The sequence below is a fragment of the Shewanella sp. Pdp11 genome (assembly GCF_002838165.1).
GTDB lineage: Bacteria > Pseudomonadota > Gammaproteobacteria > Enterobacterales > Shewanellaceae > Shewanella > Shewanella hafniensis.
This window is the reverse complement of the sequence record NZ_CP015194.1, coordinates 928,302-954,902: the sequence shown is the minus strand read 5'-3', so window position 1 is coordinate 954,902 and position 26,601 is coordinate 928,302. Positions and strand designations below refer to the sequence as shown.

23 protein-coding genes and 1 other RNA gene are annotated in these 26,601 nt (G+C 46.9%); 8 read left to right on the top strand and 16 right to left on the bottom strand.

The features are described 5' to 3' along the window. Positions 1-83 precede the first annotated feature (83 nt). A complete protein-coding gene (locus AYJ58_RS04345; protein ID WP_232790858.1) occupies positions 84-2,084 on the top strand; it encodes a protein-disulfide reductase DsbD family protein in 2,001 nt (666 codons plus the stop codon). Positions 2,085-2,346: 262 nt separating this feature from the next. Here the strand turns inward: AYJ58_RS04345 and AYJ58_RS04340 are convergent, their stop codons facing one another. The 7 genes from AYJ58_RS04340 to AYJ58_RS04310 form a co-directional block, all read right to left on the bottom strand. Beyond that, entirely contained in the window at positions 2,347-2,799 is a 453-nt protein-coding gene (locus AYJ58_RS04340) for a GNAT family N-acetyltransferase (protein WP_106649135.1), read from the bottom strand. 191 nt (positions 2,800-2,990) lie between these two features. Next, positions 2,991-3,596 (bottom strand): hypothetical protein, encoded by a 606-nt coding sequence (locus tag AYJ58_RS04335; RefSeq protein ID WP_106649134.1) that lies wholly within the window; start codon positions 3,594-3,596, stop codon positions 2,991-2,993. A gap of 94 nt (positions 3,597-3,690) precedes the next feature. Continuing rightward, entirely contained in the window at positions 3,691-4,728 is a 1,038-nt protein-coding gene (locus AYJ58_RS04330; RefSeq protein WP_106649133.1) for an acyltransferase family protein, read from the bottom strand. A 2-nt stretch (positions 4,729-4,730) separates the two neighbouring features. Beyond that, on the bottom strand, positions 4,731-6,128 hold the full coding sequence (locus AYJ58_RS04325) for a hypothetical protein (protein ID WP_106649132.1): 1,398 nt from the start codon (positions 6,126-6,128) through the stop codon (positions 4,731-4,733). Positions 6,129-6,321: 193 nt separating this feature from the next. Beyond that, positions 6,322-6,672, bottom strand: a complete 351-nt coding sequence (locus AYJ58_RS04320; RefSeq protein WP_106649131.1) for a YkvA family protein — start codon at positions 6,670-6,672, stop codon at positions 6,322-6,324. Positions 6,673-6,721: 49 nt separating this feature from the next. After that, positions 6,722-7,480, bottom strand: coding sequence for a helix-turn-helix transcriptional regulator (locus tag AYJ58_RS04315; RefSeq protein ID WP_106649130.1), 759 nt, complete (start codon positions 7,478-7,480; stop codon positions 6,722-6,724). A gap of 24 nt (positions 7,481-7,504) precedes the next feature. Then, the gene (locus tag AYJ58_RS04310; RefSeq protein ID WP_106649129.1) at positions 7,505-8,044 is read right to left on the bottom strand and encodes a YbhB/YbcL family Raf kinase inhibitor-like protein; all 540 of its coding nucleotides are present in this window, start codon (positions 8,042-8,044) and stop codon (positions 7,505-7,507) included. A 469-nt stretch (positions 8,045-8,513) separates the two neighbouring features. On the opposite strand from AYJ58_RS04310, the gene speFL reads away from it, so the two are divergent. From speFL to AYJ58_RS04290, 4 genes are all read left to right on the top strand, one after another. Next, positions 8,514-8,630 carry a leader peptide SpeFL gene (gene speFL / locus AYJ58_RS22185; protein ID WP_100199882.1) on the top strand — a complete coding sequence of 39 codons (117 nt, stop codon included), beginning with the start codon at positions 8,514-8,516 and terminating at the stop codon, positions 8,628-8,630. A 321-nt stretch (positions 8,631-8,951) separates the two neighbouring features. Further along, positions 8,952-11,114: an ornithine decarboxylase SpeF gene (speF, locus tag AYJ58_RS04300; protein WP_106649128.1), complete on the top strand. Its 2,163-nt coding sequence runs from the start codon at positions 8,952-8,954 to the stop codon at positions 11,112-11,114. A gap of 86 nt (positions 11,115-11,200) precedes the next feature. Next, positions 11,201-12,520, top strand: coding sequence for a putrescine-ornithine antiporter (potE, locus tag AYJ58_RS04295; protein ID WP_106649127.1), 1,320 nt, complete (start codon positions 11,201-11,203; stop codon positions 12,518-12,520). Positions 12,521-12,637: 117 nt separating this feature from the next. Continuing rightward, positions 12,638-13,792, top strand: coding sequence for a porin (locus tag AYJ58_RS04290; protein WP_106649126.1), 1,155 nt, complete (start codon positions 12,638-12,640; stop codon positions 13,790-13,792). 451 nt (positions 13,793-14,243) lie between these two features. Here AYJ58_RS04290 and AYJ58_RS04285 read toward each other — a convergent pair whose 3' ends face one another. Beyond that, entirely contained in the window at positions 14,244-14,819 is a 576-nt protein-coding gene (locus AYJ58_RS04285; RefSeq protein WP_443019229.1) for a gluconokinase, read from the bottom strand. Between the two features lie 70 nt (positions 14,820-14,889). Here AYJ58_RS04285 and gntU point away from each other — a divergent pair, with 70 nt between their 5' ends. Continuing rightward, positions 14,890-16,233, top strand: a complete 1,344-nt coding sequence (gene gntU, locus AYJ58_RS04280) for a gluconate transporter (protein WP_106649125.1) — start codon at positions 14,890-14,892, stop codon at positions 16,231-16,233. A 53-nt stretch (positions 16,234-16,286) separates the two neighbouring features. Here the strand turns inward: gntU and gntR are convergent, their stop codons facing one another. The 3 genes from gntR to AYJ58_RS04265 all read right to left on the bottom strand — a co-directional run bounded on the left by gntR (position 16,287) and on the right by AYJ58_RS04265 (position 20,566). Then, positions 16,287-17,285, bottom strand: a complete 999-nt coding sequence (gene gntR / locus AYJ58_RS04275) for a gluconate operon transcriptional repressor GntR (protein ID WP_106649124.1) — start codon at positions 17,283-17,285, stop codon at positions 16,287-16,289. 221 nt (positions 17,286-17,506) lie between these two features. Beyond that, complete coding sequence (locus AYJ58_RS04270; protein WP_106649123.1) at positions 17,507-19,939, bottom strand: YgiQ family radical SAM protein; 2,433 nt, start codon at positions 19,937-19,939, stop codon at positions 17,507-17,509. 216 nt (positions 19,940-20,155) lie between these two features. Then, positions 20,156-20,566 carry an MAPEG family protein gene (locus tag AYJ58_RS04265; protein WP_106649122.1) on the bottom strand — a complete coding sequence of 137 codons (411 nt, stop codon included), beginning with the start codon at positions 20,564-20,566 and terminating at the stop codon, positions 20,156-20,158. 159 nt (positions 20,567-20,725) lie between these two features. Here AYJ58_RS04265 and AYJ58_RS04260 point away from each other — a divergent pair, with 159 nt between their 5' ends. Next, positions 20,726-21,946 carry a threonine/serine ThrE exporter family protein gene (locus tag AYJ58_RS04260; RefSeq protein WP_106649121.1) on the top strand — a complete coding sequence of 407 codons (1,221 nt, stop codon included), beginning with the start codon at positions 20,726-20,728 and terminating at the stop codon, positions 21,944-21,946. Between the two features lie 191 nt (positions 21,947-22,137). Then, entirely contained in the window at positions 22,138-23,784 is a 1,647-nt protein-coding gene (locus tag AYJ58_RS04255) for a hypothetical protein (RefSeq protein WP_106649120.1), read from the top strand. 65 nt (positions 23,785-23,849) lie between these two features. On the opposite strand, the gene AYJ58_RS04250 is transcribed toward AYJ58_RS04255, so the two are convergent. The 5 genes from AYJ58_RS04250 to rsmI form a co-directional block, all read right to left on the bottom strand. Next, positions 23,850-24,098 carry a hypothetical protein gene (locus tag AYJ58_RS04250; protein ID WP_106649119.1) on the bottom strand — a complete coding sequence of 83 codons (249 nt, stop codon included), beginning with the start codon at positions 24,096-24,098 and terminating at the stop codon, positions 23,850-23,852. Further along, positions 24,092-24,580 (bottom strand): hypothetical protein, encoded by a 489-nt coding sequence (locus AYJ58_RS04245; RefSeq protein ID WP_106649118.1) that lies wholly within the window; start codon positions 24,578-24,580, stop codon positions 24,092-24,094. Before AYJ58_RS04245 ends, AYJ58_RS04250 begins: the two co-directional genes overlap by 7 nt. A 9-nt stretch (positions 24,581-24,589) precedes the next feature. Then, positions 24,590-24,913, bottom strand: coding sequence for a DUF883 C-terminal domain-containing protein (locus AYJ58_RS04240; RefSeq protein WP_006083526.1), 324 nt, complete (start codon positions 24,911-24,913; stop codon positions 24,590-24,592). 361 nt (positions 24,914-25,274) lie between these two features. Continuing rightward, positions 25,275-25,626: RNase P RNA component class A (gene rnpB / locus AYJ58_RS04235), an RNA gene on the bottom strand. A 65-nt stretch (positions 25,627-25,691) separates the two neighbouring features. Beyond that, entirely contained in the window at positions 25,692-26,534 is an 843-nt protein-coding gene (rsmI, locus tag AYJ58_RS04230; protein WP_006084494.1) for a 16S rRNA (cytidine(1402)-2'-O)-methyltransferase, read from the bottom strand. Between the last annotated feature and the right edge of the window lie 67 nt (positions 26,535-26,601).

Here is a 26,601-nt window from a genome sequence, read left to right as displayed (position 1 = left end):
CATCTTGATAATAAAGGCGTGACATGAAACGTTTAGCTCAGTTTATAACAGGATTTATTATCCTAATATGTTCGTTGCAAGTTATGGCCAATGAGCTAAGTCAGTCTCAGCGCCTAATTTCTATTTCCATGATGATGGAGTCTGACAAGCCTGCAGCTGGAACCCACGAGCTCGCTATCACCATGACACCTCAAAAAGGCTGGCATGGTTATTGGCAAAATCCCGGTGATGCAGGATTTCCAACGCGGTTTGATTGGCAGTTGCCCGAAGGCGTGACAATAGGAGAGGTGCAATATCCGGCACCGAGTCAGCTGGTGACCAGTGATATCATGAATTACATTTATCACGGCGAATATACCTTGCTTGCGCCTATCACTATTGATAGCAGCATTGCAGTTGGTACTTCGTTGCCTATCAAGCTCGATATCAGCTATCTAGTATGTAATCCAACAACCTGCTTGCCAGAACAACAGACAATCGAGCAAGACTTCATAGTCGGGGATGGCAAGGTTGAGCAGAATCATCAGCGGCAATTTAGCCAATGGCGTCAGCTGCTACCTAGACCATTGGATGCTAAGGGGCAGTTTGCAGTCGAGAACAATACTCTGACGCTGTCTTTACCGCTACCCGGTTCAGTCGACAGCCGTAATGCCCATATCTATCCCATAATCAATAATACCCTAGTAAACAATGCACAGCAGATCCTGAACCATGAAGGCGATGTGCTGAGTATGCAAACGCAAGTGGGTGATGAATTAGCTGATTTATTTCAAGGAGTTTTAGTATTAGAAAATGGTACCGCATTACGCTTTGATGCCCATAAAACTGACCATATCGCGTTTATTGTACCGCCGATAAATGAAGATAATACCAGCAATCAAAACATCTGGTTGATTGGCATCACGGCTTTTGTGGGCGCAATTCTAGGCGGCTTACTACTTAACATCATGCCTTGTGTATTTCCTATCCTGAGCTTAAAAATTTTGAGTCTGTCACATCAAGGCTCGGAAAAAGCGGCGAGGATGGGCTCAGTTGCTTATACCTTAGGTGCGGTGTTGGTCTGCATTTGCTTAGGTGGCGCTATCTTAGGCCTTAGGGCCTTGGGGCATCAAGTCGGCTGGGCATTCCAGTTGCAAAGTCCTGCTGTGATTGCCGCATTGATCCTATTAATGAGCGCGATTGGGTTTAATTTGGCGGGCTTGTTCGAAATAGGGGCATTAACCTCAGGTTCTAAATTGCAAGATCAAAAAGGCCCCATGGGAGATTTCTGGACTGGGGTATTAGCGGCATTCATTGCAACGCCTTGTACCGGGCCCTTTATGGCGACAGCTTTAGGTGCCGCCTTAGTATTACCAACGACGGTGGCATTGGTAATTTTTGCTGGCTTAGGTTTTGGCATGGCATTACCGTTTCTATTGGTGGGTTTTATTCCGGCATTACGTACTCGCTTACCTAAGCCAGGGGCTTGGATGGTCACCGCAAGGCGGATCCTTTCTTTGCCTATGTTTATTACCGTATTAGGCCTAGTGTGGATTTTGATGCGTCAATCAAATGATAATTATGTCTTGTCTGTACTTGCAGCAACCATGCTATCCACCTTTGGTCTATGGCTTACTGGTTTGTGGCAGCACTCGCAGCATAAAGGCCAGTGGTGGCCTAGCCTCTTATTGACGTTACTGCCTCTGTTGGCACTCATTTATTGGGTTCCACAGGCTGAATCCCATGCACAGGGTGAACAAAAAGATGTGGCGGAAGCGCTTGCCTTTAGCCAAGAACAACTCAATATCTTAGGCGCGCAGCAAGATGTGTTTGTGTATTTTACGGCTGACTGGTGTTTAACCTGCAAGGTAAATGAGAAAACATCGATTGAGCGCCAAGAAGTCAAAGCAGCGTTTAAACAACATAATGTCGCGACTATGATTGGCGACTGGACAAACGGAGATAGTCAGATCACTGAGTTTTTATCACAACATGGGCGTTCTGGAGTACCTTTTTATTTGTGGTATAAAAAAGGCGTAAACAAACCGATTGTTCTACCTCAAATATTGTCTCAAACAATATTAATTGAACAGGCCAAAGGATAAAAGTTTAAATACGACACTGTAATGTCACATTTTAAGCATTAATTTCACCATCTGCACTTAGTGTTGGCTTTGCTGAATAAATCCTAGCATTAATCAACTTTGACGTAATAAGCAGTCCTGATGACTCATTAGGACTGCTATCACCTAGATGCCATTAAGATATAGAGCGTTGATTACTTGGAATTTACGCTATTCTATCCCTGAATATTAAGAAAGCTACCTCACAAAGATGCACCACCAAACATCCGATCAATCACGAGTGTCATGGCAGCGCACGTTCCTCACCCCGAAGTTTCTGGGTGAAGTGCATACCACGAGCCAGCAACCCCTGACGAAAATAGAAGCGTTGCGCTAAGGGCTTATGCAGGCCGGTATCCAAGACAAAGTGATCACATTGACGCTTCACAGCCTCATCACGCACTGCAGCCAACAGTCTTCCTCCCAAGCCGCTGCGTTGAAGGTCTGGGCTCACGACTAGGTCATCGACGTAGATGAAACGTCCGTAGATCAGGTTTTCCAGCTCGCGGTAACCCGCCAAGCCGACGATGTGAGCACCGTCCCACGCTGCGAGCAAACGGTAATCTTGCTCGGCCTGACGCGCCAATTGCGCGACATAGACAGCTGGAGAGGTGATATGCGGCCGCAAGATACGCATTAGGTCAAAACTGGCCCCAAAGGCCTCTTTGCTATCAAGGTGTTGAAGTGTGTAAGTCATACCCGTTGTCGGCTAAAAAATGATGATCAACTTTAAAGCCGCAATGACTTAAGCTACAGGGCCAAAAAGTGCATAAATGACTAGGCCATGAATGCTCCATTCAAATAATACCGCTGAAGTGGTCAATAAAAATGGTGCCAACTTTATGGAGCTATGTGGATAACACTGCCAACGGTATGGGTTCAGCTAAACTACTCATGCCCCCAAGGTTTTGGCGGTAATACAACAGGTTGAGTGAGATCAAAATCGACTTTGAAATCGCGGTTTTCGCGCGTAAGTTGATAGCTAAACGTTGTTGGCGTAATTTCCATGTGCCACACATTCGTGATCGACTGAGTGAGCCCATTCTTAACGAAGTTGTCGATAGATTCTCGATCAATGGGGAACGATTGTTTCAGCACTGTCCCATCATTCATGGTATCGCCGCCATACATAGTCACAGCATCTTCGCTGCCATCTTGATGGCGATGGTCGTGTTTCAACTTAAGTCCTTGCTGCGTCTTAGTCAGCACCCAAGTACGTGAATGGTCATCACCGACATGGAACGGGATCTTAAGCTCAGTGTCGCTGCATTCGCGCACATGCATAATTAAAGACTTACCGCTAAAGGCCGAGTCCGCAGTCTCACCCGAAACCACTTTGCCCGCAAAAGCTTGGCCACAATGGGCGGCAATTTGCGCGAAGAAAGCATTCTGCGTCTCAGTGGATAAGGGCTCAGCTTGAGCCGCTATAGATGGTAAGGCAATCGAAGACAAACTGGCGAGCGCGAGACTCTGTAGGGCAATTTTGGACTTCATCATGTTCTCCATTTTTTAGATGAAAAACACCCTAACACTAGGAAATAAATTCAAACTGAATTTTCCCTAGTGTTAGTGATGATAAGCCAAGTGATTACCAGCCGATATACGTGCGTGAACGGTTACCGAGACGCTTCTTAATAAAGCGAGCCGTAATAATACTGCCCATCATCAGGAAGATAAAAATCCCCGCGGAGAAGAGCACGCTAGTGATCCAAGATCCCGGCGGTAAACGGTAACGCATTAAGGTCGCGGTGGCGTTAAACATCATGTCGAACAGCGGATGAATAAAGAAAATCGCAAAACTCATCTCAGCCACTTCCACTAACCAAGGCAATCGACTGCGCCCCGACAACCATTCGCAGAAATTCAGCACTAACACACATAAACAGAGTTTTTGAATAAACTGCCAATCGATGCCGTTATATTCAAACGGAGCCTTATGGTAGTTACCAATATGCTGCACTATGTAAGTTTGCTCGACTAAGCTCACCACTAAAAAAATCATCGCGAGGGCAGTAAAGATAGAACCAAAGCGCGTCACAATATGTTCATCTTGCGAATATAAAATACCAATCAAATAGAAAGGCATAAAATACACCACTGAGTGGATGAAATTGACGTTACCTATGGGTCTATGCAGCAGAATAGCCACCACACAACTCAGTACAAATAGCGTCCAACGCATTTGCTGTGAGCAACGGATAAACCACAAAAATATCGGCGAAAATAAAAACACCGCCATGATGAATGGAATATACCAATGCGGATACAGGATATAACCGTTACGTATTGTGTAAAAAATACTCAACAAGAGTTTATCGAGCGACTGGTGCTCCATAAAAATCCAGCGTAAACACAAACAGAATAAACCGATCAGAGAGACGACTAAAAAAGGATAAAGTACGTTCTGTACTTTGTTCTTCATGAACTTGCTGTAGTCGAAATCCTTATAAAAAATACGATGGAAAAAGTACCCTGAGATAAACACGAACAAAGCCGTGCCACCGCGTAATAGGTTTTCCAACAGCAGCGGGAAACCTTCTCCAGAGTTGTAAATACTGTGGCCAAGTACGATAAAGATAATCGCAATGCCACGCATGTAGGTAAATTCGAGCTGATTTTTTCTCATTATTAATTCATCGCACAGTAGAGGGTTCTTCCATCAACAACACTCGCAGAAACCCTAATAGTTCCATGGACTTCTGCTTCATTGAATACCAGATACTGACCCTCACGCTGAAAGGGGAATGCCAAAGGTAACAGAGTTGCAGCCTCAATGCCCTCACAATAATTTTGTACAGGAACATCGAGTAATGGACTGCCACTCACTGACAAGTTACTAAATTGCGCGCTCATCCCTAGATAGGCTTGCGTCATTTCATCTTGGTACGGCACAACATAAAAACCAGAACGCACATCACCCACATCAATAAAACTACTGCTATCGCTCACGCTCGGCATCACCAATAACGGTACTCTAACGTCTTGCGCATTCAATAATAGCTGCGACAATTTCGCTTGAGTGGCAGGATAATACGCTAGCATTTGCTGTAACGGCTTCTTCTGTTTATTGTCTTTTCTTTCCACCGGCGGCACTGGTTTCACGCGGTTTAACAGCAAATCTAGCGGTAACATGCCCGACATGACAGACTCTTTCCACACGTAAGGGTCTTGAGTGCTATCCAACAATATGCCCGCCAGAGCACCGATGTTTTCCGCCTCCGCCGTCCAACCACCCAACATTTTCCTCTGCTGGTAATAGTCGTGCACATATTGGGTCAGTATTTGCTGATAACCGAGTAAGGTTTGATTTTGGCTCAAGATACGTGCGCCAGCAGCCAGTTCCACATACTTAGCGCTGCCTTCGACGAGGTCGTTGATGTAACCGACTCTATCCTCGTTCGGCGCAATTTGACGCCATTGCTGCAACCAATAGGCCGCATGGCTCAAGTGTAATGACTGCTGCTCGGGTTGTGCCAGCGCCGCCATTAAGGCATCAAACAACTGTAAACGGTAATAACGGGCATCGAGGCTGAGCGGAAACACTTCGCCCTCGTAACGCCTGCCATCTTCTAAAACTCGCCATTCGGATTGCGCATAAAAGTGAAAAGCTTCATGCAGACCATTACTGGCCCAGATTAAAAAGGCTAAATCCGTAGGCTTAGTGTCGGAAGTGAATTGGATGTTCGGCGCTTCGAGTTGGATTAATACCCCTGGCTGACCTTGATATTGCGGAAAACCGAAATTAACAGACAAACCAGACTGCAGGTTGACTGACTCTAAGACACTATTATCTTGAATGATTTCGCCACCGGGCTGACGCAGCCAGACGTTGCCGCCATAACTAAAGAGGTGCACTTTATCTTCGAGGCGAAAACCCGGCCACAAAGCTTCGCTCTGGCGACTATTCTGCGCCATGAAATCGAGGTAAAGACGGGCGAGTTGTTCCGGAGAGGCCTCATCGGCAAACGCGGGGGTAGCGGCAGAGACACCTAAAAACCATAGGATCACTACCATAATATTTTTCATTTATCTGCCTAAACAAACACAAGGGGTTTACAAAACAGCGCTAGCATATAGCGCAATCAAGCAATAGTGAAACGTTTGCAAAAAAATATTTTTACCCCAGAAAATCTAAGTAAAAACCAAATCAACGACTCCTAATAAAATCATATTTTTAACGCAATTTAGCATCACTTAGGTCTTGTCGCGCCCATTAGGCTTAAACCTTAGGTTCCGTCGGTTTATCGCCAAACCAGAGCGCCAGTTTATCCGCCGCGAGGGATTTCACTTCGTCATCGATATATAAGGTCACCATAGTCAAAGCTACGGCAAGGGCACCTAAGTCATCGGTAAAACCCACTAAAGGTGTGAGATCGGGGATCGCATCTAAGGGAGAAATAAAATACGCCAAGGCACAGAAGATGACAGACTTGGCCCATTTAGGCGTATTCGGCTGCTGCGCCGCATAATAAAGCCACAGGGCACGCTCGATCACTTCCCTGCCCGCCTGACGGCTAAAGAGTTTAACCTTGTTCCAAAATCCGCTGTCGGTAAATTGCTCATCCGCCATTATATCGCTCCTGCAGCTTGAGATTGTTTGAGTATCAATCTATTCCTCCTCACAGTGTACGACGATAAGCCGCAGGGGTCAGGCCAAATTGTTGCTTAAAACGTAAGGAAAACTTTTCCGCCGATTGATAACCACAGGCTAAGGCCACTTGTAGTAATGGCTCGCCCGAGTTTTGCAGCATGGCCAAACCATGGCTCAGCCGGACTTCGACTAACAACTGCCTAAAACTGGTGTCTTCTAACGCCAATTTACGCCTAAGGCTGGCCGTGCTCATGTGTAACTTGTCGGCAATCTCCTCCTGCTGCCATGGAGCCGAAGGACTCACGCTCATCAAGGCCAAGGCCGCTTGAGTCACGCTGCGTTGCGTGTGACCATACAACCAGTTCACACTGCGTTTATCAGGCAAACTGAGCAGTAACGCAGCCAGATAATGCAGCTGAACAGAATCAACCAGCGACAAGCTCAAACTTTGTAATAACGCATTCCAAGCTAAGTCCACCGCGCGCGATACGTTTTGGACCGGCATAGGATCGCGCCAATCGGCCGTGCTCAATAAAATGCCTTGGGGTAAATCGTGGGGAAGCAACAATTGCACCGCCCGATAGCGCCCAAGAAAAGGTCGATTCACAAAGCTAATATGCGAACCCGCAGGAATTAACAGTAACTGACCTTGTCCTACCAAAACGGATTCATCTTGCCAGAGTAAAGACTTTTCCCCATGGATAACCCGAATAATCGATGGCTGGTGCACAGGTACTTGAGATAAAGATTGTGCCTGCTTCGAATCATATTCAAACAAACGGATCATGATACCAGCCTAATTATTAATAGATTATCTGTTATATACCGCAGTCAACTTGGCGCTACCTAAAGCTTGTGCTCTAAGCATAAAGCCTAATAATGCAGGGCTAGCGTCCTTTGGCAACTCTAATGCGCTGGGCAATGCCCACACAATGAATTCATACCTGTGTACGCCATGACCTTCGGGCGGACAAGCGCCACCAAAGTCGGTGGTGCCAAAGTCGTTCTTCAAGGCAATTGCGCCTTTGGGCAGTGCATCGGCATGCGAACCCGCGCCCTGCGTCAATGATGTTTGCGCTGCGGGTAAGTTATATACCGCCCAGTGCCACCAACCGCTGCCCGTTGGCGCATCAGGATCATAGGCCGTCACCGCAAACGCTTTCGTCCCCACAGGTATGTCAGTCCAAGTCAGTTGCGGCGAAATGTTTTCACCTTGGCAACCAAAACCATTAAATACTAATTGCGATGTGAGTTTATTGCCCTCGCTCATATCTTTGCTTGTTAACGACATAGCATGCGCCTGTCCAAATAAGCCCAACACTAAACTTGCACCTAGCCACCATTTATTCATGTCCATCTCCCATTAATGTTTCGACCAGACTAATTTACGTCAACCTAAAAGATAACATCTGCCCTAAAACGGCAACTTTCTGCCCGAAATGCTCAAATATGAGAAAAAAACTGTCATTTTTGCAATTTTTTAGCATGAAGGTGATTTTGTAAAGAGAATTTATGCATAACCATGCAAGGGTGGCATGCGGTATAAATCGAGATGCTTATTACCACAGTATGTTAATTAAGATTAGAAAAAAACAATAAGAAAATTTATGCAAAAAATATTATTTAAATAACACTAACAATATTTACTTTCATAATTTAGATAAAGATACTTAAGTATGATTGACTCAATTTAATATTGATAAAACAAGTTAGATTTAAGTACCAACTATTAAAAAGTAAGACATAGGTCATGATTTTATTTATAACTCGCATATAAACTTCACTACGTAATAAAACCTAACTGTTTTCTCTAAGTCATAATGGAGTCGTATATGAAGAGGAAATCTAAAATAATGGCGCATATCCGGCGCACGCGGCATATCATGATGCCTAGTCAACGTGACTATTTCGATCATTCCTTTATCTTCCTCCGCTAATCTCAGCGCAGGTTGTAGGCCAATAAACAGGTCTAAAGTGCTATTGCTCTAAATTTTGCAAACACTTAATGTACTGTCTTTTTTTTGGTTTATTATCTTGCGTCACTATCAAAGCATTCTTTTATCAGTGCAGTTTTACTGCGGCTAAGCTATTTGTACGCCAAATAAATATATTTTAGTTTTATTTATTTCGCGACATTGGCATAACCACATCTAATTTGCACACGGAATAGCTATATCTAATTTTCATGCCATTAATGTTTTTAATTAGGTATAGGCACACTTGTATCTATTTTTTAAAAAGTAAAAGGGAAATTAACTATGAAATCATTAAAAGTAGCCGCTAGCTTATCTGTTAGATCTTGTTTCGATATCGACAGAGAAGTCGTCAATGTACTAACCACAGATTTTTGTGATGTGGGCGCGGCTGTAGTCTCTGTTGATGATGTTAGAAATGGTATTGTTGAAAAGATTAAAAACACCGGATTGAAACTACCGATATTCGTTTCAGTTTGCTGTGAAGAAACTTTCCCGGACGATGTTTGCTCATCGATTACTGGGGTATTTGAACTCTGCGGCGATAACACTGACTTCTACGGAAAACAGGTTGAAACGGCAGTCAATAAATATGAACAAGCACTATTACCGCCTTTCTTCGGCACCTTGAAAAAGTACGTTGAAATGGGTAATTCCACCTTTGCTTGCCCGGGTCATCAGGGCGGACAATTCTTCCGTAAGCATCCTGTGGGCCGTCAATTCTTCGACTTTTTTGGCGAAACGATTTTCCGCGCCGACATGTGTAATGCCGACGTGAAATTAGGTGATTTACTGATCCACGAAGGCGCACCACTCGATGCACAAAAATACGCAGCCAAAGTCTTTAATGCCGATAAAACCTATTTTGTACTTAACGGCACTTCATCCTCAAATAAAGTGGCCACTAATGCGTTATTAGCTAAGGGCGATCTCGTTTTATTCGACCGCAATAACCACAAATCAAACCACCATGGCGCGTTAATTCAAGCAGGTGCCACGCCGATTTATTTAGAAACCGCGCGTAACCCCTTCGGATTTATTGGCGGCATCGATGCCCATTGCTTCCAAGAATCCTATTTAAGAGATCAAATTCGCGAAGTCGCCCCAGAAAGAGCCGATGAAAAACGCCCCTTCCGTTTAGCGATTATCCAACTCGGCACCTATGACGGCACTATCTATAATGCTCGACAAGTTATTGATCGTATTGGCCATCTTTGTGACTATGTCTTATTCGACTCGGCTTGGGTCGGTTATGAACAGTTCATCCCTATGATGAATGACTGCTCGCCACTCTTGCTCGAACTGACCGCCGAAGATCCCGGTATTATCGTGACTCAGTCGGTGCATAAACAACAGGCGGGTTTCTCGCAAACATCGCAAATCCATAAAAAAGACAAGCATATCAAAGGACAAGATAGATATTGTAACCATAAACGCTTCAACAACGCTTTTATGATGCATGCCTCTACTAGCCCATTCTATCCATTATTTGCGGCGCTAGATGTGAACGCGAAAATGCACGAAGGCGCGAGTGGTCGTTATCTGTGGCGTGAAGCGGTAAAAGCGGGTATTGAAGCACGTAAGCTACTGCTTAAAAAATGTAAATATATCAAACCATTTGTGCCCACTATGATAGATGGTCGCCTATGGCAAGATTATGAAACTGAACAAATGGCCGATGACTTACGTTTCTTCGAATTCGAACCCGGTCAGAAATGGCACTCCTTCGAAGGTTATGAAAAAGGCCAATACTTTGTTGACCCTTGTAAATTCCTATTAACGACACCCGGTATAGATGCAGAAACCGGTAAATATACCGAATTTGGTATTCCAGCCACTATTTTGGCTAACTTCTTACGGGAAAATAATATTATTCCTGAGAAGTGCGACTTGAATTCAATTTTATTTCTGATGACACCTGCAGAAGATATGGCCAAGATGCAACATCTGGTCTCGCAAATATCTCGTTTCGAGAAATTAGTCGATGAAGATGCGCCTTTATCTGAAGTATTACCTAACGTCTACAACGCGAATAAAGCACGTTATCAAGACTATACCATCCGCCAACTTTGCCAAGAAATGCACAATCTTTATGTCAGTCATGACGTAAAACAACTGCAGAAAGAAATGTTCCGTAAAGCGCATTTCCCAACCAAAGTGATGGACCCACAGGAAGCAAATCTAGAATTTATTCGTGGCAAAGTCGAACTCGTTCCGCTGTCGCAAATTGAGGGAAGAATTGCCGCAGAAGGCGCGCTTCCTTATCCACCAGGTGTGCTGTGTATGGTACCGGGTGAAATTTGGGGCGGTTCGGTGCAACGTTATTTCCTCGCTCTCGAAGAAGGTATCAACCTATTGCCTGGATTCTCGCCAGAACTGCAAGGTGTTTATCTTGAAAATACCGCAGACGGCAAAATTCAAGCTATGGGATATGTATTAAATAAATAATGAAAACTGACTGCAGAGTTAATTAACCCCGCTCTGCAGTCAATTTCAAACCTCCTATAATAAGTCACCTAAATTAGGTTATTAATATGAGTAAATCAGCAAATAAAATTGGTGTAATCCAATTAACGATTATCACCATAGTCAACATGATGGGCTCAGGCATTATTATGCTGCCAACCCAACTCGCTCAAGTCGGTACCATTTCAATTTTATCTTGGCTAGTCACAGCGGCGGGTTCTACAGCCCTCGCGTTTGCTTTTGCCAAGTGCGGTATGTTCAGTAAGAAATCCGGCGGTATGGGCGGTTATGCTGAATATGCTTTCGGCCGCTCAGGCAACTTTATGGCCAACTATACCTATGCCGTCTCGCTGCTCATCGCCAACGTCGCGATTGCGATCTCGGCTGTGGGTTATGCCGCCGTATTGCTCGAAGTCAACTTAAGCCCTATGGCAATTTGTCTTGCGACCATTGGCGTACTTTGGCTAGCAACCGTTGCCAACTTTGGCGGTGCTCGCATCACGGGCCGTGTGAGTAGCGTGACGGTATGGGGGATCATTCTGCCCGTGATTGGCGTGTCGTTAATTGGTTGGTTCTGGTTCGACATCGACCTCTACAAAGGCGCATGGAACCCGCATGATATGCCATTCTTCAAAGCGTTAGGCGGTTCTATCGCGATGACTTTATGGGCGTTCCTCGGTCTAGAATCGGCCTGCGCCAACTCAGAAGCCGTCGATAATCCAGAGAAAAACGTCCCTATCGCTGTGATGGGCGGTACCTTAGGTGCGGCGGTGATTTATATCGTCTCTACTAACGTGATTGCAGGTATCGTACCAAACGCTGAACTTGCCATGTCGAATGCGCCCTTCGGTTTAGCCTTCGCGCAAATGTTTAATCCTGTGGTCGGTAAAATCGTGATGGCCTGTGCCATTATCTCTTGTACTGGCTCACTTTTAGGTTGGCAGTTCACTATTGCCCAAGTGTTTAAAGCCTCTGCCGATGAAGGATTCTTCCCTAAAATCTTCTCTAAAGTCAGCAAAGCCGATGCGCCAATTTGGGGCATGACAATTATTGTTTCTATCCAAACCGTCCTTTCATTAATGACTATTAGTCCATCGCTAAGTAAGCAATTCGAAGCCTTAGTGAACCTCGCCGTTGTCACCAATATTGTGCCTTACATACTTTCGATGGCAGCCCTTGGGGTAATGCAAAAACAACTTAAAGTGCCTGCCCATAAGGCCCGTATTGCTAACGTAATTGCCGTGATCGGTGCTTTATATAGCTTCTATGCCCTGTATAGCTCAGGCGAAACCGCAGTAATGCTTGGCGCCATGGCCACCTTCTTCGGTTGGACTATCTTCGGTGTGATTTCCAACAAAGCAACGGTTAACGATACACGTCCAGCCTAAATCCGGCTAACGCACTATCAAAACGATTAACAACAGCATCTAAAAGAACAGTTACTCAGGGATCATAGGCTAAGCCTATGATCCCCTGGAGAATACTTGTTCATTATCGGGGGATTTATGAATAAGACTTGTCTTGCTTTAGTGTTACCTATGCTATTAACAGCCACCAGCAGTCAGGCGGTTGAGCTTTATAAAGATCAAAAAAACACATTAGATTTAACTGGTTGGCTAGGGTTCGCGGCCCTGAATGACAGCCACGACACCTCGGTTATTGACGATTCTTCTCGCCTCAGATTTAGTTTCGAGCGCAGCGAAAGAAATGGCTGGACCGCCTTTGCTACCACGGAATGGGGGATCAATATGGTCTCCAGCGACGATGGTCTAGTGATGCAAGGAGGCAAACTCGCCGCCGAAAAGACCGATGATTTTCTCTATAACCGCTTAGGTTATGTCGGCATGTCCCACGATGTCTGGGGGAGTTTGAGCTTTGGTAAACAATGGGGCGCCTATTACGATGTCGCCGGCACCACAGATTTACCTAACGTTTTCGCAGGTTACAGCGTTGGCGCTTACACCTTTGGCGATGGCGGCCTCACAGGCACTGGCCGTGCCGACTCCGCCTTTATTTACCGCAATAGTGTCGGCCCAGTGCAAATTGCCCTGCAATATGCCGCCAAAACCAATGGCGATGTCAGCTTAAAAAATGATGACGGCAGCGAAATGAGTAACTCTGAGCTGAGTTTCGACAGCAGTTACGGTGCCAGTATCATCTATTCAGCAACCGAAAAATTCAAGCTGCTCGCAGGCTTTAACCGCGGTGATTTTGAAGGCCACCTAGCTAATACTCAAGTCGACGAAACCAATGAAATTATTGGCATTGGTGCCATGTACGGTGACTACTATCACTATGCCGAAGGACGCGAAGCCAGCGGTCTCTATGTGGGTTTTAATGCTCATCAAAGCAAAAGCAATGAACTGGTCAACGGCGATCTCTACGACGCTACTGGTGCAGAGTTGATGACGGCCTATCAATTCGACAACGGTTTTGTGCCTATGCTCGTGCTCAGTTATTTAGATTTAGACACAGATGCAACTACGCCTATTCAAGGTAATTGGACCCGCCAATTTGCCATGCTAGGTCTGCACTATCGCTATAGCAAGGATACTGTGATGTTTGCTGAAATGAAGTTAGATTTCAGTGATATGGATGATGCCGCGCTTGAAGCGCAGGAAGACAACAGCTTCGCAGTCGGGATTAACTACTTCTTTTAAAGCTTAAGGAAATCTAGCCAAGGTGACGACAGCACTTATTCGACTTTGACATTCCTTGGTCGTATATAGCAGGACTGTTTTGAATAACAGTCTTAAGTGGCTGTTTTAGTCACATGTTGAATTGAACCATGTTTTGCAGGACAGGCAGCTCGCGTCATCGCTCATATGCGTGGGCTTATTTGAGGCTGAGGTGCGGCGCACGTTCCGTCTACAACGCTCGCCGTAACACTCATTGGATGGTACCGCAGGCTTACCATTATCTCTACGCCACTCCAAGTCAGTTTCTGGAGTGGCTTTTTTTCAATAAAGAACTGCCAGAACCACGTTTGCTACGATCTTCAGCGGTACTTTAAATCCCGAAGACTGTCGTTCAGCTCCCCTTCGCGTTAAAGACTAATCTGCAACAGATTGATAAAGCAGCCAAGCCGCGCCTTAAGAGCCAATGACTTGCCTAGGCTTCGCCATTTATCGCATTGATACAGCGCTGTACCACCTCTTCAAAAGTACCGTCTATGCTCACTTGGATAACGTCAGCTTCATCGGTTGCAGGCATCTCCAGCGTGTCGAACTGACTCTTGAGTAGTTCAATCGGCATGAAGTGGGCTTTTCTGGCAAACATGCGCTCTTTGACTAATTCAAAATCTCCGTACAGATGAATAAACACCAGCTTACTGTTGTTCTGACGGATCAAGTCACGATACTGGCGACGTAGCGCAGAGCAGACAATCACCCCCTGTTCACCTTTTTGTTCAATGCTATACACAGCATCGTTGATGCGCTCAAGCCAAGGTGCCCGATCGCTGTCATTGAGCGGTGAGCCAGATTTCATCTTGATGATATTGGCTCTAGGATGCAGATCATCACCATCAATAAATTTCGTCTCTAACGCCTTTGCAACCGCGGCACCTATCGAAGATTTGCCACAACTAGAGACGCCCATGAACACATAGCTATTGCCTTTTTTTCTCTCAGTCACTTTGTTAACCTCATGCCAATTCTCGAATTTAGTCACTTCCCACTCTACCATATTACGGGTAACATGTTACCGGTAACCTACAAAAATGTGGACAACTTAACTAACAAGGAAAAGTCCTCTTATGTCTGATATGTCATTGATTCTGACAGCGCTGGGTTCAATTGCCCTGCTACTGTTCTTAGTGATGAAAGTGAGATTACATGCAGTAGTATCACTGATACTGGTGTCGATCATTGCCGGCCTTTTCTCTGGCATGAACCCAGCTGATATCACTAATACTATTCAACAAGGTATGGGGGGAACACTGGGCTTTGTGGCGGTAGTGGTCGCTTTGGGAGCCATGTTTGGCCGAGTAATGGAAGAGACTGGCGCGCTAGATCAGATAGCCCATACACTGCTGAATAAATTTGGTAACGACAAAGCCCACTGGGCCATGACTTTTACAGGCTTTATCTGTGCGCTCCCCCTCTTCTTCGACGTTGCTGTGGTGCTACTGATTGGCATCGCCTTTGCTGTGGTTCGTAAAGGGGGTGGCAGCGTCGTTAAAATTGGTATTTCACTGCTCGCGGGTATTGCCACCTGTCAGGCGTTTCTTATCCCCGCACCTGGGCCTATTTTGGTCGCTTCCCAGCTCAATGCTGACTTTGGCTACATGATAGTCTTCGGTCTGTTAGCATCCATTCCTGCTATGGTTCTAGGCGGCCCACTCTTTGCCAGCCTCATCTCGCAAAAAGTCCATGTTGATCTACCCGCCCACGAGCAGCAAGAAAAAGGCGAACGAGAAGGCGGACCTATCCCCTCATTCGCGCTATCAATCAGTATTGTGGTGTTCCCACTGCTGCTTATCGGTTTAAAAACCGTTGTGTCGCGCTTTATTGATGAAAAATCCGATCTGCATAACTGGCTCGCCTTGATTGGTCATCCCTTTACTGCCATTTTGCTGGCCTGTTTAATCGCATTCTATGTGCTGGGCGTGAGACGTAACATTCCCAATGACCGCATCATGGAAATCTGTAGCAGTGCGCTCCAACCTGCTGGGGTCATTATTCTCGTCACCGGTGCTGGCGGCGTGTTCAAGCAAGTGCTGATTGATTCAGGTGTCGGCGATGCGTTAGGGAATATGCTGGCAGGTTCGGGATTACCGATTGTGATACTGGCATTTATTTTGTCGGCTTCAGTGCGCGTGATCCAAGGGTCGGCAACCGTGGCCATGTTAACGGCTTGCGGCCTTATCATCCCGATACTTGAACCACTAAACTTAGATGGGGCTCAATTGGCGGCAATTACGATTGCCATTGGCGGTGGTTCGATTGTGCTCTCGCACGTCAATGACTCAGGCTTCTGGCTCGCTAACCGTTTTCTTGGATTATCAGAAAAACAAACGCTGCAAACCTGGACTGTGATGGAAACCATTATTGGCACGACGGGCGGCATAGTCGCAGTTATTATCTCTGCGTTTCTTTAACGCTAGCCTGTGATGACAAGCATTAGCCGTTAAGCGAAAGACCGAGGGGAAGTCTACAATGTTTCCCCTAAATCAATACGATAGCCCAGATCGATAACCGATTCTGCTCTCTCTTTGCCATTTAACCTGTCTAATAGCTCAGTGGCAGCCATTCGACCAATCTCTTTTCTCGGGGTAATAATGCTCGCCAATTTTGGCGTCATAGATTGGCCGATATCATGGCCATGAAACCCTGCAACGCCAATTTGTTCAGGGATCTTAATCCCTTGTCTTTGGCACTCAAATATCACCCCCGCCGCTAAATCATCGTTGGTGCAAAAAAAGCTATCCACATAGGGATATTTCGCTAAGGTTTGTTGCAATAACGACGCACCCAAGGAAAACGACGAAGCCTCATTGGTGGTCATCGCCAAAGGTGTGAGCTTGGCTTGCTGCATCGCTAACTCGTAGCCTCGCATCTTAAGCTGAGTGCGAATATCCATGCGCGCGCCTAAGTAAGCGATGTGGCGATAGCCTTTTTCAATCATGGCCTTAACCATTTCGCATGCGGCCGCTGTGTTATCAAAACCCACACACTGTTGAATCGAAGGCGACACGCTATCCATCATTTCGATGACAGGAATGCCCGCCGTTTCAATCATTCGCACGGTACGCGGTGTGTGGTAACTTTCAGATAAAAGTAAGCCATCGATATTGTAAGAGAGCAGTGATGCCACCCGCTCCTCTTCTAATTCGGGCTGATATCCGTAGTGAGCTAGCATAGTTTGATAACCGCGCTGACCAGCCACATTCTCGATACCGCGTAATACTTCAGCAAATACTTGGTTGGTTAACGAAGGCACCAATACGCCAATGGCGCGACTAGTTGCTTGCGCCAAAATTTCCGGCGCACGATTAGGTATATAACCTAAGGTTTCTAGCGCGATAGCTATCTTTTCTTGGGTGCTTTGCGCCACCCTTGTTGGATTTTTTAAATAGCGGCTCACCGTCATTTTGGTGACCCCAACTTGATCTGCAACATCTTGAAGACTGGGTCTACGCTTTTTATTCATAGTATCTAATGTTAGTTAACAAGCCGTGGGATTGGTGAGATGTTTAGCTAAAATATCGAATATAAACAAATAGTAGACATAAGCATCAGACAGAGATCTTATAATAGTTCGCCCTGTGATACCAGTTAGGACGCTTTTAGCGGGGTGATCTTACTAGCTAGGCCGCTCCAAACTTATGTCTGGAGCGGCCTTTGCACATTATTTGTGATGGCTAAAAGTGATTACTTAGCCTGTTGGCGACCCTGAGCGGGTTTACCTGCAGGTTTACCACCACTCTTTGATGGACTTCCGCCTTTAGCACCGCTTTTCGCTTGAGAGCTGCCCGCCTTAAAACCAGACTGGCCGAAAGGCGCTTTCGCTCCAGGGCGGCTCGAATGGGCTCCGCTGGGTTTAGCGCCAGTTGGTTTAGCTCCCGCGGGCTTAGAACCGGCAGGCTTAGCGCCATTCGCGGCGGGTTTTCCACCTTTAGCGGCCAGTTTTGGTTCAGTACCAGCTTGAGCCGCACCTTTAGATTTGCCATCGCCCTTGCGGTCATCAAATTGATTACCCGAGAAGCGCGTAAAGGCTTTTTGGCCTTGGTTGGCATCTTTCATCCACTTAGGTCCGCGCTCATTTCGACCTTCTGGCGGCACTAACTGATGCGGACTATTACCGATCAAGTCTTCACGCCCCATGGCGGTTAAGCCTTCACGGATTAATGGCCAACCCGCAGGATCGTGATAACGCAGCAATGCTTTATGCAAGCGACGTTGACGCCCTTTCTTCGGCACAGAGACCACTTCGCTGGTGTGCTTAACGTTTTTCAGCGAGTTTAACTCGGTATGATAAATCGTGGTCGCATTCGCCATCGGTGACGGATAGAAGTTCTGCACTTGGTCGAGCTTGAACTTACGTTCCTTCAACCACAGCGCTAAGTTCACCATGTCTTCGTCGGTCGTGCCTGGATGCGCTGAAATAAAGTAAGGGATCAGGAACTGCTCTTTGCCCGCTTCCTTAGAAAACTTGTCAAACAATTCTTTAAACTTATCGTAGGCGCCCATGCCGGGTTTCATCATCTTGCTGAGCGGACCTTCTTCGGTATGCTCAGGGGCGATTTTTAAGTAGCCGCCCACATGGTGCTGCACTAACTCTTTAACATAAGCCGGATCTTCGATCGCCAAGTCGTAACGCACGCCAGAGGCGATCAATACTTTCTTAATGCCAGGTACGGCACGCGCCGCGCGATACAGGTCGATAGTGTGTTTATGATCTGTGCCTAAGTGGCCGCAAATCGATGGAAACACACAGGATAAACGACGACAGGTTTTTTCGGCCTTTTCGCTGGTACAACCTAAACGATACATGTTGGCGGTTGGGCCGCCTAAATCGGAAATCACCCCAGTAAAGCCTGGCACTTTTTCCTGAATATCTTTGATTTCTTTAACAATCGACTCTTGTGAACGGCTCTGAATGATTCGGCCTTCATGCTCGGTAATCGAGCAGAAAGAACAGCCACCAAAGCAGCCACGCATGATGTTGATAGAGGTCTTGATCATGTCATAGGCAGGGATTTTTTCCTTGCCATAGATAGGATGAGGAATACGCTGATAGGGCAAATCGAATACCGCATCCATCTCATCGGTATTAAGCGGCCATGCGGGCGGATTCACCCAAACGGCGCGATCGCCATGGGGTTGGAATAACGCACGGGCACAACCTGGGTTTTGCTCTTGGTGCAAAATCCGTGAAGCATGGGCATATAAATATTTGTCTTCGGAGACTTTTTCAAACGCTGGCAGCAGCACATAGGTTTTATCCCATGGCTTAGGTTTAGGCGGCTGAACGCTAATTGGTTTAGGGGCTTCGTTATCGAATATCTTCACATCCGACGGACCAGACAAGTTAGCACAACCCACATCATCGGCGCCGTAAGGGTTCGGCAGCGGCTCTATCTTGTGCAGTTGGTCAATCTTGCGCGAGTCCATACCGCGCCATTCGGGTAACGGCTCTTTACGGATAACCGCTGTGCCACGCACATCGTGCAGCGAGCTAATGGGTTCGCCAGCAGCTAAGCGGCGTGCCACTTCAACTAAAGGACGCTCGGCGTTGCCATACATCAGAATGTCGGCCTTGGCATCGAAAATCACACTGCGACGCACTTTATCCGACCAATAATCGTAATGGGCGATGCGGCGTAAACTGGCTTCAATACCGCCAATGATCACAGGCACATCTTTAAAGGCTTCCTTACAACGCTGAGTGTACACAGTCACGGCGCGATCTGGGCGCTTCCCGCCAATATCACCCGCGGTATAAGCATCGTCAGAACGTAAACGACGGTCAGCGGTGTAACGGTTGATCATCGAATCCATGTTGCCGGCGGTGACGCCAAAAAACAGGTTCGGGCGGCCCAATTGCATAAAGGCGTCTTTACTCGACCAATCGGGCTGGGAAATAATACCGACTCGGTAACCTTGGGCCTCTAACATACGGCCGATCACCGCCATGCCAAAGCTTGGGTGATCCACATAAGCGTCGCCTGTGACTATGATAATGTCACAGCTATCCCAGCCAAGCTTATCCATCTCCTTGCGGGACATAGGTAAGAAAGGCGCAGTGCTGTCGCCTGTAGCCCAATACTTGGGATGACTAAAGAGTGTGGATTCAACTTGCATCGATTGTGACCCGAAAACGTAATGTCAAATAAAGGCGCCACTGAAAATAAGTTACGCCAATTTAGGGACGCGGAGTATAGCAGGCAATGGGGGATAAGTGCGATTAAAAAAACATCAATCAAGGCGTTTTTCGGGGTATTTGAGCCTGAAGCCTAATACCCATAAATCCGCTATGGATATGGCTTAGGGCGGAATTGACCGCCCAAACCGACCAGCCTAGAGACCCTTTCCTAATCCTTGGGCAAAATGCAGCAAATTCACCAGCGCCAAACTGATAATCACTAGCCAAGTGAGCAATACGCCCCAGAAACGCCCAAAATGATAACCGCCCTGGCCTTGGGTTAAGCCGATAGCATGGAGTAGGCGCGCCACTATCCACACAGTCCCAAAGCAATGGAGATAAAATACAGGTAAGCCACCGGCTTCGGCCACCAGCATGAGAATCAATACGATAGGCGCATTTTCGATCAGGTTGACATGGACACGATTCGCTAAGGCGAGCGCATTGTTACCCCCATCGCCTAGGCCGATTTTCTGACCTCGCCTTAATTTCACGACTCGATAAGCCAAAGCGACAATTAATAGCCCTGTGAGGCTAGCGTAAAGACCTGTTACCATCAAAGACATACCTATTATTCCCCTTATCAAAAAGCTGACTATAGCCCGAGCTGCAAAAATTCAGCAATTTATTTGTATTAAGGTTAAAAGCCGTTAACCTTTTATAGACAAGATAGGTTAATATGCGCGCGTTAATCCCTACAACTTTTTATACAGCGAATACCCCGATTGGATAACGACGAGTTTATCGAAAAACGCAGATTTATCATCAAGCTAGGCAAGGCATTGCATAAGTTTGGCACACCCGCTTATCGCCTAGAAACCCACTTACAAACCGTTGCGCGCACCTTAGGTATCGAAGGCTACTTCCTTATCTCGCCAACTTCGATGACCTTCGTTTTACAACACGATACCGATCAAGAATATAACCATGCCGCTCGAGTGAAGCCCGGTGAACTCGATTTAGGTTCACTCGCCCGCACCGATGAATTAGTCGATGAATTAACTTCGGGCAAGCGCACTTTGGCCGAGGCCTTAGAGCGCTTAGAAGAAATCGCCAACAAACCCAATCCCTATGGCCCAGTGTTAACTTGTTTTTCATTTGGTACTTCTGCCGCAGCCTTTGCCATGTTGATGGGCACAGGTTGGAACGATGTATTTTGGTCGGGGTTATTAGGCTTATTCGTTTATGGTTTGGTATACCGCGCCGAACGCTCGGCACGCATGGCCGAAGTGCTCGAACCCTTCGCCACCATTCTTTGTGCTATCGCCGCCTGCGGCATAGCGCGCATCGATCCCAACATTAATATCCCAGTGGTGATCCTCTCCTCGATCATTATTTTTATTCCCGGCTTAGCCTTAACCTTAGGTCTGGCCGAACTCGCTGCGCGGGATTTGATTTCCGGCACGGCGCGTATCATGGATGCGAGCATGCTGCTGTTTAAGCTGTACTTTGGCGCAGTGCTCGGCATGGCTATTGGCAAGGCTATTTTTGGCGAAGCGATTCATATCGAGCCAGAAGGCTTGCCACGCTGGGCAATTTGGTCGGCGGTGCCGATTTTATCTATGGCGTTAGTGTTTATCTTCAAGGCGCGGATGCAAGATTCACCTTGGGGCGTATTAGCAGGGATAGTGGCGTTTTTCTCGGCCATGCTCGGCGGGCATTATTTTGGTGATTCGGTGGGTATTTTCTTTGGCGCCTTGGCTGTCGGGATTTACTCCAACCTCTTCGCCCGCTGGATGAAAGCTCCCGCCTCCATCGCCCTGTTGCAAGGCATAGTCATCTTAGTGCCCGGCAGTAAAACCTATATCGGACTCAATGCCTTAATCTCAGGTGAGACTATGCTCAATCAATCCCATATTGGCTCGCAAATCTTTTTGATTTTTATGTCGCTGATCGCGGGATTGATTTTTGCCAACGTCGCCGTGCCGCCAAGGCGAACATTGTAACAATTGTGAATTCGGCTGGAGCCCGCGCCCAGCCGCTACCTCAAGACAATCTTAAGCTAACCTTAAGTAAAATCAGAAACTTATTAAAATGTTTTCTTGACTAGCCTCCACTTTCCATGTGTTATTAAATTGTGAATTGCAGAGTGAAGCTATTTTCGCTGCAGTCGTCAATTTCATGGGAGTGGTCTTTTATGCAGAAATTCATTCAGTATGCATGCATCCTACCTTGTTGTGTTGGCAGCCTTATCAGTGCTGCCCAAGCAGAAGACGCTAAGCTCGCCGATCCCGCAACACAGGCTCAAGAAACCAAAAAAGTCAGCAAGATTGTCGTAGTTAACAATCCAATTTTTGATGAATCCGATCCCGATGCTTTTTTCATCCACCGCTGGGCGAACGCCCTGCATATCAACACTAAAGAATACGTGGTGCTCGATAAACTGACCTTCGGCGAAAATGATACTGTCACCCAGAAAGATCTCGATGAATCGCAACGGCTATTACGGGCCGTGCCCTATATCCGCGACGCCAAAATTTATGTTGCCGAAAAAGATCCCCTCGCCGATACCGATCCCACGGTTGAATCCGTTGTCGTCGAAACCTGGGATAACTGGTCATTACTGCCAACTGCTAGCCTGAGTAGTTCAGGTGGCGACACTCGCTATTCCTTCGGCGTTAAAGAAGATAACTTACTCGGAACAGGTATTCGCACTCGACTCAAGTACCAGTCCAACGAGTCCCGCAATGGCTATAAATTTGCGTTCGAAGCTCCGCTGAGCATTATCGAACACGGCACAGTTGCTGCCGAGTTTTACGACAATAGCGACGGCCAAGCGAAACACGTTTATGTCAGTAAGCCCTTCTATTCACTCGATACCAATATCATGTATTCGGCTGAGTTTTTAGACGATAACCGTATCGATACGATTCGACAAAATGGGCAAGATATAAATGAATTCGAACACACAGTCGACTACCTCAATCTAAAATACGGTTGGTTAATCAATAAAAACAGTGAGCATCTTTCTCGCTTTATTACCGGTGTTACCCAAGACAAACATGAGTTTGCCAATTCAGATCTCTACCCCAATTCGATGCTGCCTCAAGACAGGGACTTTATGTATCCTTGGGTCGCCTACGAGTTTATCCAAGATGATTTCCACGTACTGAATAACGTTCACCTGATATCTAACAACGAAGACTTTAACTTAGGCTGGCATCACTATGTGCAACTCGGCATAGAAACCAACGACATAGGAGATAACAATCCTGTCGGCTACCACGTCAATTGGCAAAGTACTGGCGGCTATAAGTTCGACGACCAACTGTGGCTGTTAGAAATGGGCGGCACTAGCACAATCGGCACAACCCAAAAAGACACTTACAAGGTCGATATCCAAGCCGAATACTTCTATCAAATCAATCCTAAGTGGACAGCCTACGGCAAAGCATGGGCTAGCCTTTCAAAGAACACTTATCTGGATCTGAGCAAAGGGCTGGGAGATGAAACTGGCGTACGCGGCTATCCCAACGAATACCAACAAGGGGACAATCAGTGGTTACTGACCGCCGAGATACGCAACTACCCCAATATCAACTTATACCAACTGGCTGAATTAGGCTGGGCAGTGTTTGCCGATCTGGGCCAAGCCTCCGGCGGCCAACTCGCCGAGAATAACGAAGTCAGCGGTCCACTGGGGAGCATAGGCATAGGCGCGCGGATTTATTCCTCTCGCTCCAGTTACGGCAACGTCGCCCATATCGATTTTTCACTCCCTTATACGGGCGGCGAGTCAGTCAACAGCTGGGAATGGCGATTCCTAGTAAAAAGCAGTTTTTAGTCGCTGATTTAGGAACTGTAAATCCGACAAAACCAAACGCTAACCGCCATAGGAAGGCTGGGCAGTTAGAGTTTGGTCATCCAACGCAAACCAAAGGTGCTACGCAGCAGTTTTACTGTGCTGTTGTGGCGCATTTGAAACAGACATCCCAAGCTAAAACTGACGATTAAGCCAGGTGTCGACCCAATAAAAGCACGACCGCTTTGCGCTAGTTGTTGTTTCCTCACCTGCAATAACTCATGCTGCAGCCGACCTTGCTCCGTCAGTACAGTGAGCTCTAATTGCGGCTTTTTAAGTAACTTTTGCACTAGCATTGTTGATCTTCCTGTTGTTTGTTGGCTGACTTTTGAGTAGAAAACAACAACCGTAACTGTTGCCAAGTCTTTGAAAAACCCGCTTGCGACAGTACATAGCTCAGGCTACGCCAACACCAAATCAATAACACAAACTGCAATACCACTAACGCGCTTGCGGTAATCAATAACGAGCCGCTCAGTTGAAACAACATATAGCCCAGCAGCAATAAAATACTGCCCCAGAATAGGGTAATACCCGTCCCAAAACAGACAACCAAAGCCGCAGCAATAATCAAGCTGCGACCCGTTAACTGCCATTCTGCCGTTGCTATTTTTCCTGCCAAATTTAACTGATTGATATAGGCCTGCTTCACCGAGCTGCTCAGTGCCGCTATTTCAGCCAATTGCTCAATGGCCTGATCAACCACCTTATTCTGGGCAGCGGATGCATGCTGGACTGGTCTTTGCTCTGGCGCCTCTGACTGTGCACGGTTTTGCATAAATCCACCCTAACGACGGCGTAACAAGGCCGTCAACACAACACCAGCTGCAAACGCTATCCCAGCTGTGGCCAGCGGATTTTGCGCTGCCAGCTCACGGGTTTTACTGTAAGAGCTTTGCAGTTGCTGTTTGATTTCCTCTTGCTTGTGCGCCAGCGTTTCCTGCGAGCTGGCGGCGGTTTTACGCAAAGTATCCTCTGCAACAGCGGCTTTCTCCGCCACAGCGTCAACGGCATGATGCGTCACTTCGCTGGCTTTCGCTGTGGTTGGTGAATTCAACGCGCCGTTATCTTTACTATTAGTTTGTTCTGTTACACTTTTTGAACTGGCCATTGTCAGACTCCTTGGTGAACTGAGTGCAATGCAACAAAATGCTGCACTTTGCATCTAAACCAATGCAATGGCTAAGCCAATTGATATAAGCAGATAAAAACAAAAGCTTAGATTAAAATCATTTATATCCTTGCCCTCAGTTAACGGTAGATGTTACCTACATAGGGTAATTTTTACCTGCAGCGAAGGTTGATAAAGGGAGCAACTAAACAGACAACTAGATAGGATATAGATTGGATACGGACGGGGAATTCAATACTTTGATTTTTAATAATTTAACAAGTAACGGTCGCTTAAAACTGCAACAGTTAAAAAACAAAAAGCCCGTTTGTCATTACGACAAACGGGCTTTTTATTGAATGAGGTGAGTTGGCCGATAAGCCGGGTCCTGTCTTGGACAGTCATTCATCTAGGCCTGCAATCGCTCACAGGCTCAAGCGACCTACCCGGTTCCAACGCGAGCCACGCCATACGGAACCCTATTTGGTCTTGCTCCGGGTGGAGTTTACCTTGCTACGAACTATTGCTAGCCGCACGGTGCGCTCTTACCGCACCCTTTCACCCTTACCGACCTAATAAATCAGGCAGGCGGTCTACTCTCTGTTGCACTTGTCGTCGGTTCGCACCGCCCAGGCGTTACCTGGCACCCCGCTCTTTGGAGCCCGGACTTTCCTCCCCGTTCTTGCGAACGCGGCGACTGTCTGGCCAACTCGGCGCGGATTATAGCCTAAGCCACCCTGATGCACCACAGATAATCCGCTCGCGGCCGTTTTAGCGCTTATAAATCAGACTCTAGCCCATATTTATACAGAGCATTCTTTTTAAGCCCATGAATTTGCGCGGCAATTGCAGCGGCTTTCTTCAATGGCAATTCTTCACATAAGAGCTTGAGCGTGTTGATGGCGACCGTGGGAATCGCTTCGTCATCACTTAAATGGTAACCATGCACCATAAGCACGATTTCGCCCTTCTGCTGATTCGGGTCAGTACTTACGGTGGCAAGCACTTCTGAGACAGGGCCAGATAAAAAGGTTTCGAAGGTTTTGGTCACTTCGCGCGCCATCACCACATGGCGATCGCCGCCCAGCACTTCGACCATAGTCGTTAAGCTATGCTCGATGCGGTGCGGTGATTCATAAAAAATCAGCGTGCGCGGATCTTCTTTCAGTGCCAATAACTTATCAGCGCGAGCTTTTTCTTTTGATGGCAGAAAACCCTCGAAAGAAAAACGGTCCGATGGCAAACCAGAGGCGCTCAGGGCGGTAATCGCCGCGCAAGGGCCGGGCAGAGGGATCACATTAAACCCAGATTGGCGCACATGGGAGACTAAGTGGTAACCCGGATCGGAAATCAACGGCGTACCCGCATCAGAAATTAATGCTATCGACTGTCCAGCGGCAAGCTGATCGACAATCCACTGGGCACGCGCACGCTCGTTGTGGTCATGCAAAGCCGTGGTTTTAGTGGTAATGCCAAAGTGGCTCAATAACTTACCGCTGTGGCGAGTGTCTTCACAGGCGATCAATGAAACCTGATTCAGCACCTCTATTGCCCGTGAGCTCATATCGCCCAAATTACCTATGGGAGTAGGAACTATGTAGAGTGCGACGCTTTGGTCCATATATACCTCTGTAATGACAGTGCCAAGACTTTCGTCAAGCGCGAGAGAAGGTTAAACTAGAGGCCGC